Below are 14,296 nucleotides of genomic sequence, written 5' to 3'. Positions count from 1 at the left end.
GCTTTGATGTGCGGTGCGAAGCCCGCTTGCCCGCTCTCCCCAATCTGCTACAACAGCGGCAATAAGTCATACTAATCAGGGCGAAACACCATGTCTCCCATCAAAATTGCCATAGTCGGGGTCGGCAAGATCGTGCGCGATCAGCACCTGCCGGCACTGCAGAAGAACGCCGGCTACCAACTGATCGCCGCAGCGAGCCGCCATGGAACCGTCGACGGCATCGACAATTTCAAGTCGATCGAGGCGATGCTCGAAGCGGTGCCTGCGATCGAGGCCGTGTCGCTCTGCATGCCGCCGCAATATCGCTACGAGGCAGCCCGCACCGCCCTTGCGGCCGGCAAGCATGTCTTTCTCGAAAAGCCGCCGGGCGCGACCCTGAGCGAGGTCGCCGACATCGAGGCGCTTGCCGCCGCCAACAGCGTCTCCCTTTTTGCGAGCTGGCATTCTCGCTATGCGCCCGCGGTCGAAGCCGCCAAGGCCTTTCTCGCCTCGACCGCGATTCGCAACGTCCGGGTCATCTGGAAGGAGGATGTGCGCCACTGGCATCCAAATCAGGAATGGATCTGGGCCGCCGGCGGACTCGGTGTTTTCGACCCGGGCATCAACGCCCTTTCGATCGTCACCCATATCCTGCCGCGCCCGATCTTCATCACCTCGGCGACGCTCGAATTCCCCGAGAACCGTGACGCGCCGATCGCTGCTTCGATCGCATTCAGCGACGCCGACAAGCTCGACGTCGCCGCCGAATTCGACTGGCGCCAGACGGGCAAGCAGAGCTGGGACATCATTGCGGAAACCGAGGCCGGCGAAATGATCCTCTCCGAGGGCGGCGCCAAGCTCGCCGTCGAGGGTAAGATCGTCCACGAGGAACCCGAGCAGGAATATCCGATGCTCTACAGGCGCTTCGCCGAGATCATCAAGGCGGGCAAGTCCGATGTCGACCTCGCGCCGCTCCGCCACGTTGCCGACGCCTTCATGCTCGGCCGCCGCAAGTTCGTCGAGGCATTTCACGATTGATTTGATGTGCGGGCGGCGCAGGTCGTCGCTGCCTGCCCCTCATCCCCCCTGCCGGGACCTTCTCCTCGCAGGCGGGGAGTAGGCCGGATGAGGGCACGCGCCGTTCCGCTCGATGCGCGGTGATCACGCCTTCTTCTCCCACCGTCCATCGCGGTTCTGCTGCCAATAGGTGAGATTGTGCCCCTCGCCTTTCAGGCGTTTCCATTGGGCGCGCGCCGCCTCGAGCTGTGCCTGGTCGTAGCCGTCGAACATGAAGACGACCCGCTCGTAACCGGCGACTGCCGGTGGCTCGGCGCCGTCGACGAGGAAGCGTACGGTGGCCGCGCTTGGATTGCCGCCGTTGGCGACGATCAGGATCGGCTGCTCGGCCGCGAAGTCCCCCGCATCAGTGCCGTGCGGCAGGAAGCTGTCGTCGCGATAAACCCAGAGATGCGTGTCGAGAGCGTCGCGCCTTTCGGCGTCGACCGTCTGCACCACCACTCGCCATCCGCGCTCGATGCTCTTGTCGAGCAGCGGCGGCAAGGCGTCCTCGAGTTTCGATTCCGTCAGGTGGTAGAAAAGAATCTCGGTCATGCCGATCTCTCCCGGGCACCCGTTTCCTCGCTCAACGGTCAGGATTCGTAGTTTGCGCGGACCAGTTCGTCCAGCAGCCGCACACCGAAGCCGGAGCCCCAGGACTGGTTGATCTCGTCGGTCGGCGACCCCATGGCCGTGCCGGCGACGTCGAGATGCGCCCAGGGCGTGTCCTTGACGAAGCGCTTGAGGAACTGGGCCGCCGTAACCGAGCCGCCATGGCGGCCGCCGGTGTTCTTCATGTCGGCGAACTTGCTGTCAATCATCTTGTCGTATTCCTTGCCGAGCGGCATCCGCCACAGGCGCTCCCGTGTCGTGGTGCCTGCCGCAAGCAATTGCTCGGCCAGCCGATCGTCATTGGAGAACAGGCCGGCATAGTGATTGCTGAGCGCCACCAGGATCGCGCCCGTCAGCGTCGCCAGATCGATCATCGCTTTCGGCTTGAAGCGGTCGTTGCAATACCAGAGCGCATCGCAAAGGACCAGCCTGCCCTCGGCATCGGTATTGATCACCTCGATCGTCTGCCCCGACATCGAGGTCACGATGTCGCCCGGGCGCTGGGCACTGCCGTCCGGCATGTTCTCCACGAGGCCGATAATGCCGACCGCATTGACATTCGCCTTGCGCGCCGCCAGCACATGCATGAGACCGGTCACCGCAGCCGCCCCACCCATGTCGCCCTTCATTTCCTCCATCCCCGAGGCCGGCTTGATCGAGATGCCGCCGGTATCGAACACGACGCCCTTGCCGACGAATGCCAGCGGCTTGTCCTTCGCCTTGCCGCCCTTCCATTGCATGACGACGAGCCGCGGCGGCCGGGACGATCCTTGAGCGACGCCGAGCAGCGCGCCCATGCCAAGCTTCTTCATCTCCCGCTCGGTGAGGATTTCGACTTCGACGCCGAGCTTTTCCAGCTCCTTCGCACGTGCGGCGAACTCCACCGGGCCGAGAACATTGGCCGGCTCGTTGACGAGGTCGCGCGCCAGAAAGACGCCCTCGCCCACCGACTGGGCCGTGGCGAAGGCCTTCTTGGCGGCGATCACCGCGCCGGTGACGATCGTGACCTTCACTGGCTTCTGGGGCGTTTTCGCTTCGTCGTCGGACTTGCGCGTCTTGTAGCTGTCGAAGGCATAGGCGTTCATTTCCATGCCGAGCGCAAAGTCCGCGGCTGCCTTGCCGGTGACGTCGATGCCCGGAGCATCGAGGAAGATCGTCGCTTTCTCGGCCTTGCGCAACTTGGCAGCCGCCGCGCCGCCGGCTTTCAGCCAATCGTGATTCGTAACATCAGCCGCGCCGCCGAGGCCGAGAAGAACGATTCGATCGGCCGGCGATCCGTGCGGAGCGACGATGTCGAGGGTCGAGAGCGCCTTGCCCGTGAACTTGCCTATCTTTGCCGCCTTAGCGATAATCCCTTCAGGATCGGCTACAGCCGCGCCGGCCGCTTCCTTGGGATTCGCCACCTGCAGCAGAACGGCGACGCCGCCGGCCGGGCGGTGGGATTTCACGAAGGTGAACTCGAACTTCATCGGCATGCAGGACTCCGGACACTTCTGATTGGGAGGCGCCCGGTCTGTTACCGGGCAGCTACAGTGGGCGACATTCGCAATGTCGGCCGCGATCAAGACCGTGGCGCGTACCCTTCTCGCTTTTGAATCGCTTGGCAAGATGGCCGCACATGTTTACATGCGCTTAACCGCAGTTCTTCGCCTTATATTATCCCTGTTGTTCCAGATTCTGATTTGTAACGCAGGAACGAGAACCGGTCCGGTCGGGCAGCGCCAGTGGCGATTCGCGCGGACGGCAAGGCGGCGGGGCGGAATGGCGAAACGCGCATCCCGCACCGCTTGTTGGAATCGATCACGATGCCTAATCTGCGGGATCGTGGTCTCAAGCAGGATGTTGACCGGAAACGTCTATGAAGCTGATCGAACGCTACATTTTCCGGCGCGCGGCGATCATGTTCCTCGCGACGCTCCTGCCGCTGCTCGGAATCGTCTGGACCACGCAAGCGCTCACCAATGTCAATCTCGTGACCGACAGCGGCCAATCGGTGCTGGCTTTCCTGAAGCTCGCGACGCTGATCCTGCCGTCCGTCGTTCCGATCATCCTGCCTTTCGCGCTCGTGATCGGCGTGACGCAGACGCTGAGCGCAATGAACAGCGATTCGGAGCTGACCGTGCTCAACGCCGCCGGCAGTTCGCGCATGTCTATCATACGGCCGGTCATCTATCTCGCGGCCGGGTTAAGCATCCTTTCCTTTGCGATCGACAATTTCGTGGAGCCCTATTCGCGCGTCGCCGTCCGCAAGATGATCGCGACCGCGCATGCCGACCTGCTGTCTTCCGTGGTACAGGAGAATTCCTTCCGCAAGATCACGGACGGGCTCTACGTGCAGGTGGGCGCCCGGCGCAGCGGCGGCGTGCTGCACGGCATCTTCGTTGCCGATTCGCGCAATCCGAACTTCGAGCTCGTCTATTACGCGCGCGAAGGCGCGGTGGACGAGGAGAGTTCCGCGCTGGTGATGAAGGACGGCGAGGTTCACCGCAAACTGCCTGATGGCGGCGTGTCGGTCATCAAGTTCGATTCCTACGCCTTCGACCTCACGGACATGACGAAGTCTGCGGGAGAGGCAAACATCCGGGCCAAGGACCGCGACCTTTTCTACCTCTTGAATCCCGACCCGGAAGACCCCGCCTTCAAGAGAGCGCCGCTGGCCTTTACCGCGGAACTCCACCGGCGCTTCACCGAATGGACCTACCCGCTGCTTTTCGGCCTGATCGCGCTTGTGGTCAGCAGCGACGCCCGCTCTCATCGCGAGGCCCGCATGCATCCGACGATCAGCGCGGTCGGGGCAGCCCTGGTCATTCGATGGATGACCTTCTATGCCGGCAACAGTGCGGAAGACTCCGTCTGGTTCGTGCCGCTCATGTATCTCGTCCCGCTCGTGACCGGCGCATGGGCCATTCGCCAGCTGGCAAGCAATCGCGGCCTGGGCATCCCCACGTCCTGGCAGGACAAACTCTCCGATCTCATGGCCCGGCTCCGGCACTTCCGGGCCGGCGCTGACGCGGGGCCGGCATCATGATTCTCAATACGCTCGGACGGTATTTCTTCAAGCGTTACGTCGTCACGACGTTCTGGTTCCTCATCGGAATCTTCACGCTGATTTTCATCATCGACTTCAGCGAACTCGCGAGCCGCATGTCCAACCTGCCGCACTACACGGTTGCGGGTGCGCTGGTGATGACGACGTTCCGCATTCCGATGATCCTGCAGCAGACCATTCCCTTCGTTGCGCTGTTTGCGGCGATGGCGGCCCTGATTTCACTCAACCGTCGCTATGAACTGGTCGTCACGCGGGCCGCCGGCATCTCCGTCTGGCAGTTCCTGAGGCCCTTCGTGCTCGGCGCATTTCTGTTCGGCGTTCTGGCTGTGATCGCGCTCAACCCGCTTGCAGCCTGGGGCAACAAGCGAGCCGAGGCGCTGGAGGCCGAGTGGGGTTCGTCACGCGCGGCGCAAACGAACTCGGTTCCGTGGCTCAGACAGATCTATGACGGCACCGATACAATCATCGGCGCCCGGTCCGTGCAGAACGGCGGCACGGAGCTCATCAATGTCACCGTTATCCACTTCGATCCACAGGGAACGATCATTCTCAGGCAAGATGCAAAGTCGGCGAAACTGGAAGATGGTTACTGGCTGCTTAACGACGTCACCGAAACCGGGAACGGGCAACTGCCCCGCCGCTTGGAAACGGCACAACTTCGTACCAATCTGAAACCGGAATTCGTCCAGGAACGCCTTGCAAAGGCTGATTCCATTCAGTTTTTCGACCTTCCGCGCAAGATCGAGATCGCACGTTCCTTCGGGTTTTCGACGAACGGCATGGAGACGCAGCTTCACTCGCTTTTGTCCCTGCCGCTGCTTCTCGTTGCAATGACCCTGATCGCCGCATGCGTGTCCCTGAAATTTAGCCGGTTCAACCAATCGCGCTCGGTAATTCTCGGTGGAATCCTCTCAGGCTTCGTGCTTTATGTCGTCACCGTGCTTGTCAAAGCATTCGGGAGCAGCGGTATTGTGCCTCCGTTCGTTGCAGCCTGGTTGCCAGTTGTTGTAGCGATGGCGCTGGGCTCGACGATTCTACTGCATCAGGAGGATGGCTAGTGGCGGCAGGCAACCGCGAACGTAAGAAATTGTTCAATGCCGCCCTGCTCGCAGGTGTGGCGTTGCATGCCCTCGCCATCGGAATGTATGCGCCAGCCATGGCGCAGGACGCAGGAACGCGAATCGATTCGCTGCAGCCAAACATCCCGGCCCACGCCAAGATGCTGCTGACGGCCAACGAGCTCGTCTACAATCGCGACACCGAAACAGTGACCGTGCGCGGCAATGTCCAGATCGAATATGGCGGCTACAAGATGGTCGCCCGCCAGGTCGAATACGACCAGCGGTCCGGCCGCATCGTGGCGACCGGAGAGATCCAGTTGATCGAGCCGGACGGCAACATCGTCTATGCCGAAAGGATGAACGTGACGGACGATTTCGCTGACGGCATCGTCGAGGCGCTCAGGATCGAGACGACGGAGCTCACCAGGCTCGCGGCCGAGACCGGCGAACGGCGTAGCGGCGACCAGTTCATCCTGAACAGGGCCGTCTATACCGCCTGCACGCCCTGCGCCACCAAGCCCGAGCATCGCTCGCTGTGGCACATCAAGGCCGAGCGCGTCATCCAGGACGGCCGCACGCATACCATCCGGCTTGAAAACGCCTATTTCGAGCTCTTCGGCAAACCCATCGCCTATATTCCGGTGATGGAGATCCCCGACCATACGGTCAAGCGCAAGAGCGGCTTCCTGTTTCCTCAGTTCGGCTACGCGCAGAAACTCGGCGCCGGGGTCAGCGTGCCCTATTATTGGGCGATCTCGCCCTATATGGATGCGACGGTCACGGCGACGGGCCTGACGCGCCAGGGCTTTCTGCTCGAAGGCGAATTTCGCCAGCAGTTCCACAACGGCCTGCACACTCTGAACGTCGCCGGCATCAGCCAGCTGGACCGCGACCAGTTCACGCCGGGAACCGTCGACGCACTCGAAACGAACCGCGCCATGGTGGCTTCCAGAGGCCGGTTCGAGATCAATCCCCGCTGGACCTTCGGCTGGGACGTCCTCGTCCAGACGGACAACAACTTCGCCAAGACCTACGACCTGTCGAGCTTCGACGGCACCACCTATATTAATCAGGCCTATCTGACAGGCCTCGGCAGGCGCAATTATTTCGATCTGCGCGCCTTCTACTTCGACATCCAGGACGCAGACCCGGACAGCCTGGCGGAGAACCAGCAACCGGTCGCGCAGGTCCTCGACTATTCCTACACCGCGCCGGAACCGGTGCTGGGCGGAGAGCTTAACGCCGATATCAACCTGACAAACGTAAGGCGCAACCGACTGGACATCGACACCACCGTCTTCGGCGTCCAGCGCTTTCCCGGCCTCGAAGGCTCGTCGCACCGGCTGACGGCGGACGTGGAATGGAAGCGGACATTCATCGCGCCCGGCGGTCTCGTCCTGACGCCGCTCCTGGCGGCGCGCGGCGACGCCATCGGCATCAATATGGACGATCCGACCGGCTATACCGGCGACTTCACCAGCAGCGATGCGGTCACGCGGCGCATGCTGACCGCCGGTCTCGAGGCGCGTTACCCGATGCTCTTTGCAGGCGAGAGCAGCAGCCATATTCTGGAACCGATCGGCCAGATCTATGTGCGCCCGGACGAACAATATCCGGGCGGATTGCCGAACGAGGACGCCCAGAGCTTCGTCTTCGACGCGACCAATCTCTTCGAACGCGACAAATATTCGGGCTACGACCGGATCGAGGGCGGAACGCGCGCCAATATCGGCCTGCGCTATACCGGCACCTTCGACAACGGCTATGGCCTGCGCGCCGTTGCCGGCCAGTCCTTCCACCTTGGAGGCCTCAACTCCTTCGCAACCGACGATCTCGTCAAGGCCGGCGCGGATTCGGGCCTGGAAACCGACCGCTCCGACTATGTCGCAATGGTCGGCATCGACGCGCCGTCCGGTCTGATGGCGAGCCTTTCCGGGCGGCTGGACGAAGAGAGTTTTAACCTGCGCCGCGCCGACGCGACAGTCGGCTATCTCGGCCTGACCTGGCAAGCAGCCCTGACCTATACGCGGATCGAAGCACAGCCGCTCTACGGGTCTTCGTCCGATCAGGACGAAGTCCAGACGGCAGCCGCCTATCGCTTCCATGACTACTGGTCGGTCTTCGGCGCGTTGACTTACGACATCAACGAAGGTGTCGTATCCCGCAACGGTTTCGGCATCACCTATGACGATCAGGACACGCTGTTCTCGATCGTCTACAGACAGGAGCGCGACACCGACAGCTCCCTTGCCAACGACTGGTCCATCGGTGCGCGTATCAGCTTCCGCACGCTCGGCGATATCAATGTGGGCGATACCACGGTCGACGAACTCGACTATTTCTGACGCTTGAGCCTCAGCCCCAACCGGGACGGCGCAGATCCTAAGAGCGACGGCGACGCCTGAAAGACGGGCGGCGCTTTAACCCGACCGAGCGGGATGCACGCGATACGTTCAGGCGGCGCGCTTCGGCACGGCTCCTCCCCCGATGAGAATAGGCGGAAGCAGCGCTCAACGACGCTCTGCGGCCGCTCATGCGCTCTTGTCATCGTTTGGCCGCATGTATTATGCATTTGCGACGAATTACGGGAGAGCGCGGCCGCGGAAGGTCGCTCTCACTTGACACGCGTAACGGGCAAGGAATGACGATGGGTGGGAAATTCTCGATCGTGAGGGCACTTACGGCGCTGGCGCTTGCCGGCGCATTGAGCTTTGCGGCCGCAACGGTCGCCAGGGCGGCAAGCGAGGTCAAGGTGATCGTCAACAATGTCGTGATCACCTCGGGCGACATTGCCAAGCGGGCGGCTTTCCTTCGTCTTCAGAAGCAGGGCGGCGGAGCCGCCGAAGCGAAAAAGCAGTTGATCGACGAAGTCCTCAAGCGCGGCGAGATCGCCCGCGTCCAGCAGTCGGTGAGCACCCAGGAGGTCGATGCCGCCTATGCGCGTTTTGCCGCCGGCAACAAGCTCACGACGGAGCAGCTCGGCAAGATTCTCGAACAGGCGGGCGTGGGGGTCGAGCACTTCAAACAATATATCGCGGTTCAGATGAGCTGGCCGCGTCTCGTGAACTTCCGCTATGGCAGCGCCAGCCGCCTTTCCGGCGGTGACCTCGTCAAGCGCATGATGGAAGCCGGCGGCGACAAGCCGGTAACGACGGAGTACTTCCTCCAGCAAGTCATCTTCGTCATTCCGGAATCGAAACGCGGCACGATCACCGGCAAGCGGCAGGCGGAAGCGAACGCCTCGCGCTCGAAATTCCCCGGCTGCGAGACCTCGAAGGTCTTTGCAGCGAACTACCGCGACGTGTCGATCCGCAACCTCGGCCGCGTGCTCGCGCAGCAACTGCCGGAGGAATGGAAGCCGCTCATCGAAAAGGCCGGCGACGGCATGACCACGGGCACGCGCGTGACGGAAAAGGGTGTCGAATATCTGGCGATCTGCAAGAAGCGTCAGGTCAATGACGACACCGCCGCCGAAATCGTCTTCCGCGCCGAGGACCTTGGCAAGAAGAAGACCGGCGGCGAGGATCCGAACAGCGTCGAATATCTCGAAGAACTGCGCGCCAAGGCGCAGATCATCAACAAGTAACGCGACATGAACAAGACGAGCGGCGGTCCGATCGCCCTGACGATGGGCGATCCGGCCGGCATTGGCCCGGACATCAGCCTCTCCACATGGGCGCTGCGGCGGTCGGATGATATCCCGCCCTTCCTCTTCATCGGTGACCCGTCCGTGCTCTCCGAGCGTGCCAAGGCCCTCGGAGAGACGGTCCAGATCAGGGAAACCGACTGCGAAGGTGCGGCCGCGGCTTTCGCGGACGCGCTCCCAGTCCTGCCGATCCGCTGTCCCGCTTCGGTCGTCGCCGGCCAACCCAACCCGGAGAACGCCGGCGCCGTCACCGAGGCCATCGACACCGCCGTCCGGCTGGTGATGAGCGGCAAGGCCTCCGCCGTGGCGACCAACCCCATCGCAAAGGCCGTGCTCTACGAGGCTGGGTTCCGCTTCCCCGGCCATACGGAATATCTCGCCGACCTCTCGAAAAAGGCGATGGGCGCACCCGTCCTGCCGGTGATGATGCTCGCCGGACCGAAGCTGCGCACTGTCCCCGTGACCATACATATTCCGCTCAAGGACGTGCCAGGCGCCTTGACGCCGGATCTCATATACAGAACATCCGTGATTACGGCCGGCGATCTCAAGCGCCTCTTCGGGGTTGCGGCGCCCCGCCTCGCGATTGCCGGCCTCAACCCGCATGCGGGCGAGGGCGGGGCGCTCGGCCTCGAGGACGATGCGATAATCCGCCCCGTTATCGACCGGCTTCGAGCCGAAGGACTGGATGTTGCAGGCCCGCTTCCGGCCGACACCATGTTCCACGACCGCGCCAGGGAAACCTATGACGTCGCCATCTGCATGTATCACGACCAGGCGCTGATCCCTGCCAAGGCGCTCGGCTTCGACGACAGCGTCAATGTCACACTTGGCCTGCCCTTCATCAGGACGTCGCCCGACCACGGCACCGCTTTCGGCATTGCCGGAAAGGGCATCGCGCGTGCAGACAGCCTGATGGCCGCACTGCGCCTGGCAGCGGAACTCGCCGCCAACACGGCGGGAGCTTCTCGCTAATGGCAGCGCTTGACGGACTGCCGCCGCTCCGAGACGTCATTCAGCGCCATGGACTGGACGCGAAGAAGGCCCTCGGGCAGAACTTCCTGCTCGACCTCAACCTCACCCAGAAGATCGCCCGTACGGCCGGTCCGCTCGAGGACATGACCGTTATCGAAGTCGGCCCCGGACCGGGCGGACTGACGCGCGCGATTCTCGCGCTGGGTGCGAAGAAGGTCATCGCAATCGAACGCGATGCCCGTTGCCTCCCGGCACTCGCGGAAATCCAAGGCCATTATCCGGACCGCCTGGAGGTGATCGAGGCCGACGCGCTGAAGATCGACTTCGAAACGCTCGCCGACGGCCCGACATGCATCATCGCCAACCTGCCCTACAACGTCGGTACCCAGCTCCTCGTCAACTGGCTGCTGCCGAAGCGCTGGCCGCCCTTCTGGCGGTCCATGACCCTGATGTTCCAGCGCGAGGTGGGACTGCGAATCGTCGCAAGTGCCGATGACGATCATTACGGCCGACTGGGCGTACTCTGCGGCTGGCGGACGAAGGCGCGGCTTGCCTTCGACGTGCCGCCACAGGCCTTCACGCCGCCGCCGAAAGTGACCTCCACGGTCGTACACCTGGAGCCGGTCGAGGATCCGATCCCCTGCCCGGTTTCGGCCCTCGAGAAAGTCACCCTGGCTGCATTCGGCCAGCGCCGAAAGATGCTGCGGCAGAGCCTGAAACCGCTCGGCGGCGAGGCTTTGCTTTCCAAGGCCGCCATCGACCCGCAGCGCCGCGCCGAAACGCTCACGGTCGAAGAATTCTGTCGTCTGGCCAATTGCCTTTGAGCGGCAGCGGGGTAACCCCTGCGCCTTCGCCGACCGACCTCACCTCTGCAAATTGGCAGGAGCCGTCAGAAGGGATTTTCCGTCAGAAGCCCGTTGACGAACTCGAACAATCCGGGGCGCCGGTCGCGGCGCAGACGCTCGGCTTCGATGATCGAGCGGACCGCAGAGAAGGCGCGGTCGAGGTCGTCGTTCACGACGATGTAATCATATTCCCGCCAGTGCTCGATCTCGGCGCGGGAGTTGGCGAGCCGGGTGGCGATGACTTCCTCGGTGTCTTCGGCGCGCCGGTGCAGGCGCGACTGCAGTTCGGCCATGGTCGGCGGCAGGATGAAGATCGAGACCACGTCGCCGGCCATCTTTTCCTGAAGCTGCTGGGCCCCCTGCCAGTCGATGTCGAAGAGCATGTCGCGGCCCTCCGCCATCGCGGTCTCGACGGCGTCGCGCGGCGTGCCATAGTAGTTTCCGTGGACTTCTGCCCATTCGAGCAGCGAGTCCGTCGCCTTCAGGGCTTCGAACTCCCGGACCGACTTGAAGAAATAGTGGCGACCCTCGATCTCGCTTGGCCGGCGCGCACGCGTCGTCACGCTGACCGAGATGCTAAGCTCCGGATCCGCCTCGAGGAGATTGCGCGCAATCGTCGATTTTCCGGCGCCCGAGGGGGACGATATCACGAGCATCAATCCGCGACGGGCAATCTTGACGGGCGAAGCGGTCGCCGATTTCATGTCTTACTCCAAGTTCTGAACCTGTTCGCGGAACTGGTCGATGACCACCTTCAATTCGATACCGGCAGCGGAGACGGCGGCGGCGTTCGACTTCGAACAGATCGTATTCGATTCGCGGTTAAATTCCTGTGCAAGGAAATCGAGCTTGCGCCCAACCGGCCCGCCCTTCGCCAAGAGGTCGCGCGCGACGGCGATATGAGCACCAAGACGATCGATTTCCTCCCGGAGATCGGCCCTGGTGGCGAGCAAGGCCACCTCGGCATGCAGCCTCTCGCGGTCGAGCGAGGACGCGTTGTCCATCACCAGCGCTACTTGCTGCGCGAGCCGATCGGCAATGGACTGCGGACTGCGCGACGGGTCGTTCTCGACCGTTGCCCTCAACTGCTCGATGCGGTTCACCTGGGCGGAAAGAATCTGTCCGAGTGCACTCCCCTCCTCCTCCCGCATGCTCCTCAGATCGGCAAGCGCCTGATCCAGGCCGGCAAGGATGTCCGCATCGCGGGCGTCGCGCTCGCTCTCGCTTTCTTCCGGCTCCCGAAAATCGATGATACCGCGGATGGTAAGCAGCGTGTCGAAGCGAAGCGGCGCCGGGTCAATGCTATCGCCGATCTGCTCCCGCAACTTCAGCACCGCCGCCAATGCTTCATGGTTGATCACGGCCTCGATCGCCGTCTCACTGCTTGCAAGCGACAAGCCGACCTGCAGATTGCCGCGCGAAAAATACTGCGCCGTGAGGCGCCGACAGTCCGGCTCCAGTCGCTCGAGGCCTGGCGGCAGTCGCAGCCGCACGTCAAGCCCCTTGCCGTTGACCGAGCGCAATTCCCAGGCCCAGCGAAAGCGCCCGCTGCTCCCCTCTTTCCTGGCAAAGCCGGTCATCGATTGGAGCGGCATATCATCCTCCGTCATTCCTTGTAGAAGCATTAGGCCGGCGGCGCGGCATCCCGCAAGGGATATCCGCGCCGCCGGCCAACCGTCCACAAATCAGCCTGTCTTCACTGCGCCTGGACTGCGGGATCCCCTTCGGCAGCGGCCTTGGCCGCCTCCGCCGCCTTTTCGGCCTCGATCTTCCGCCAACGCCGAACATTGGCGTTGTGCTCCTCGAGCGTTTCGGCGAAGACGTGTCCACCGGTTCCGTCGGCGACGAAGTAGAGTTCGGGCGTGCGCGAAGGATTGGCGACAGCCTCCAGAGCCGCCCGGCCGGGATTGGCGATCGGAGTGGGCGGCAACCCCTTGACGATATAGGTGTTGTACGGCGTGTCCTTGTCGAGATCCGATTTGAAGATCGGCCGATCCGCTGGTTTGCCTTCCCCACCGAAGATGCCGTAGATAATTGTCGGGTCCGACTGCAGCCGCATACCCTTTTCGAGCCGGTTGATGAACACCGACGCGACCCGCGGCCGCTCGTCGGCGCGTCCCGTTTCCTTTTCGACGATCGATGCAAGCGTCACGAATTCCTCGACCGTTGAAATCGGCAACTCGGGGTCGCGTTTGCTCCAGATCTGCTCGACCAGGGCTTTCTGCGCGGCGATCATCTGTTCAATGACTTCCATGCGTTGCGTGCCGCGCATGAATTTGTAGGTATCCGGCTTGAGCGATCCCTCCGGCGGAAGCTCGTCCGGAAGATCGCCGACGAGAACCGGATCATCGGCAAGCTTGCGGAACATCTGCTTGACCGTCAGGCCCTCCGGCAGCGAGACCGAATAGAGAATCGACTTGCCCGATTTCAAAAGTTGCATGATCTCCTGCATCGACGCATGGGCCTTGATCTCGTATTCGCCGGCCTTCAGCGTGTCGTCGTCGAGATAGGCTTCGGAGACGAAGCGGAAGACGCGGCTGTCGGTGATGATGTCGTTGCGCTCCAGGGCGTTGGCGATTTCCTGCATGCCGGCGCCCCGTTTAACAATGAAGTTCTTGTTCGCCTCGAGCGGCCCCGGCTTCTCATATTCGTGCATAGCGTAATAGACGGCGCCGGCCGCCGCCAGTGCCACAAGAACCACAACCGTCATCATGAAGTTCAAGAAGATCACGATCTGGCTGCGTGCCTTGCGGGAGCGCTTGGGCGGCTGCGGCACCTTCTCCGGGCGCAGCGCCTCGTTGGCCGACTTCGGAATGATCGGCCCGTTGCTCCCGTTTTCATTGCGGCCGAACTGCGCCGCGCCGTTCTCGTTTGAGTCGCTCACGATGATCCCGAATCCGAAATTCGCTCCTTCTATCAAGCAGCCCGCCGGCGCGAATTTCGGCCTGGACCGGCGGCAAGCATGAATGTGTCAGGGCAATGGATATACTACAGTTGCCAGCTGTGCCTTGCGCGAACATAGCCACCCCGTGGCGATGAAGCCAATTCGTTCCAGATCACCACGACGATCCAC

The 14,296-nt window shown here is 62.6% G+C and carries 12 protein-coding genes; 7 read left to right on the top strand and 5 right to left on the bottom strand.

Translation table 11 applies throughout. The features are described 5' to 3' along the window. Positions 1–90: 90 nt before the first annotated feature. Positions 91–1,017, top strand: a complete 927-nt coding sequence (locus SJ05684_RS03820; protein WP_034854232.1) for a Gfo/Idh/MocA family protein — start codon at positions 91–93, stop codon at positions 1,015–1,017. Positions 1,018–1,140: 123 nt separating this feature from the next. Here the strand turns inward: SJ05684_RS03820 and SJ05684_RS03815 are convergent, their stop codons facing one another. Together SJ05684_RS03815 and SJ05684_RS03810 are read right to left on the bottom strand one after the other, a co-directional pair. Next, on the bottom strand, positions 1,141–1,590 hold the full coding sequence (locus SJ05684_RS03815) for a DNA polymerase III subunit chi (protein ID WP_034854233.1): 450 nt from the start codon (positions 1,588–1,590) through the stop codon (positions 1,141–1,143). A gap of 38 nt (positions 1,591–1,628) precedes the next feature. Continuing rightward, positions 1,629–3,122 (bottom strand): leucyl aminopeptidase, encoded by a 1,494-nt coding sequence (locus SJ05684_RS03810; protein WP_034854234.1) that lies wholly within the window; start codon positions 3,120–3,122, stop codon positions 1,629–1,631. Between the two features lie 383 nt (positions 3,123–3,505). Between SJ05684_RS03810 and lptF the strand changes: the two genes are divergently transcribed. From lptF to rsmA, 6 genes are all read left to right on the top strand, one after another. Further along, entirely contained in the window at positions 3,506–4,675 is a 1,170-nt protein-coding gene (gene lptF, locus SJ05684_RS03805; RefSeq protein ID WP_034854235.1) for an LPS export ABC transporter permease LptF, read from the top strand. Further along, positions 4,672–5,754 carry an LPS export ABC transporter permease LptG gene (lptG, locus tag SJ05684_RS03800; RefSeq protein WP_034854236.1) on the top strand — a complete coding sequence of 361 codons (1,083 nt, stop codon included), beginning with the start codon at positions 4,672–4,674 and terminating at the stop codon, positions 5,752–5,754. The genes lptF and lptG overlap by 4 nt, the downstream gene beginning before the upstream one ends. Continuing rightward, on the top strand, positions 5,754–8,102 hold the full coding sequence (locus tag SJ05684_RS03795) for an LPS-assembly protein LptD (protein WP_034854237.1): 2,349 nt from the start codon (positions 5,754–5,756) through the stop codon (positions 8,100–8,102). The genes lptG and SJ05684_RS03795 overlap by 1 nt, the downstream gene beginning before the upstream one ends. Positions 8,103–8,398: 296 nt before the next feature. After that, complete coding sequence (locus tag SJ05684_RS03790) at positions 8,399–9,343, top strand: peptidylprolyl isomerase (protein ID WP_034854238.1); 945 nt, start codon at positions 8,399–8,401, stop codon at positions 9,341–9,343. 6 nt (positions 9,344–9,349) lie between these two features. Then, a complete protein-coding gene (gene pdxA / locus SJ05684_RS03785; protein ID WP_034854239.1) occupies positions 9,350–10,378 on the top strand; it encodes a 4-hydroxythreonine-4-phosphate dehydrogenase PdxA in 1,029 nt (342 codons plus the stop codon). After that, positions 10,378–11,202 carry a 16S rRNA (adenine(1518)-N(6)/adenine(1519)-N(6))-dimethyltransferase RsmA gene (gene rsmA / locus SJ05684_RS03780; RefSeq protein ID WP_034854240.1) on the top strand — a complete coding sequence of 275 codons (825 nt, stop codon included), beginning with the start codon at positions 10,378–10,380 and terminating at the stop codon, positions 11,200–11,202. Before pdxA ends, rsmA begins: the two co-directional genes overlap by 1 nt. A gap of 65 nt (positions 11,203–11,267) precedes the next feature. Here the strand turns inward: rsmA and gmk are convergent, their stop codons facing one another. The 3 genes from gmk to mltG form a co-directional block, all read right to left on the bottom strand. Continuing rightward, positions 11,268–11,927: a guanylate kinase gene (gmk, locus tag SJ05684_RS03775; RefSeq protein WP_034854241.1), complete on the bottom strand. Its 660-nt coding sequence runs from the start codon at positions 11,925–11,927 to the stop codon at positions 11,268–11,270. Between the two features lie 3 nt (positions 11,928–11,930). Then, on the bottom strand, positions 11,931–12,818 hold the full coding sequence (locus SJ05684_RS03770) for a YicC/YloC family endoribonuclease (protein ID WP_034854242.1): 888 nt from the start codon (positions 12,816–12,818) through the stop codon (positions 11,931–11,933). Between the two features lie 101 nt (positions 12,819–12,919). Further along, complete coding sequence (gene mltG, locus SJ05684_RS03765) at positions 12,920–14,107, bottom strand: endolytic transglycosylase MltG (protein WP_034854348.1); 1,188 nt, start codon at positions 14,105–14,107, stop codon at positions 12,920–12,922. Between the last annotated feature and the right edge of the window lie 189 nt (positions 14,108–14,296).

Origin of the sequence: Sinorhizobium sojae CCBAU 05684, from assembly GCF_002288525.1 — a bacterium.
In the GTDB taxonomy this organism is placed as follows: Bacteria; Pseudomonadota; Alphaproteobacteria; order Rhizobiales; family Rhizobiaceae; genus Sinorhizobium; species Sinorhizobium sojae.
This window is presented reverse-complemented; position numbering and strand designations above follow the sequence as displayed.

What these genes read in the sequence shown, in the direction of transcription:
- SJ05684_RS03820 (WP_034854232.1), top strand. Translation starts at nt 91, where the DNA reads ATGTCTCCCATCAAAATTGCCATAGTCGGGGTCGGCAAGATCGTGCGC.
- SJ05684_RS03815 (WP_034854233.1), bottom strand. Translation starts at nt 1,590, where the DNA reads ATGACCGAGATTCTTTTCTACCACCTGACGGAATCGAAACTCGAGGAC.
- SJ05684_RS03810 (WP_034854234.1), bottom strand. Translation starts at nt 3,122, where the DNA reads ATGCCGATGAAGTTCGAGTTCACCTTCGTGAAATCCCACCGCCCGGCC.
- lptF (WP_034854235.1), top strand. Translation starts at nt 3,506, where the DNA reads ATGAAGCTGATCGAACGCTACATTTTCCGGCGCGCGGCGATCATGTTC.
- lptG (WP_034854236.1), top strand. Translation starts at nt 4,672, where the DNA reads ATGATTCTCAATACGCTCGGACGGTATTTCTTCAAGCGTTACGTCGTC.
- SJ05684_RS03790 (WP_034854238.1), top strand. Translation starts at nt 8,399, where the DNA reads ATGACGATGGGTGGGAAATTCTCGATCGTGAGGGCACTTACGGCGCTG.
- pdxA (WP_034854239.1), top strand. Translation starts at nt 9,350, where the DNA reads ATGAACAAGACGAGCGGCGGTCCGATCGCCCTGACGATGGGCGATCCG.
- rsmA (WP_034854240.1), top strand. Translation starts at nt 10,378, where the DNA reads ATGGCAGCGCTTGACGGACTGCCGCCGCTCCGAGACGTCATTCAGCGC.
- gmk (WP_034854241.1), bottom strand. Translation starts at nt 11,927, where the DNA reads ATGAAATCGGCGACCGCTTCGCCCGTCAAGATTGCCCGTCGCGGATTG.
- SJ05684_RS03770 (WP_034854242.1), bottom strand. Translation starts at nt 12,818, where the DNA reads ATGCCGCTCCAATCGATGACCGGCTTTGCCAGGAAAGAGGGGAGCAGC.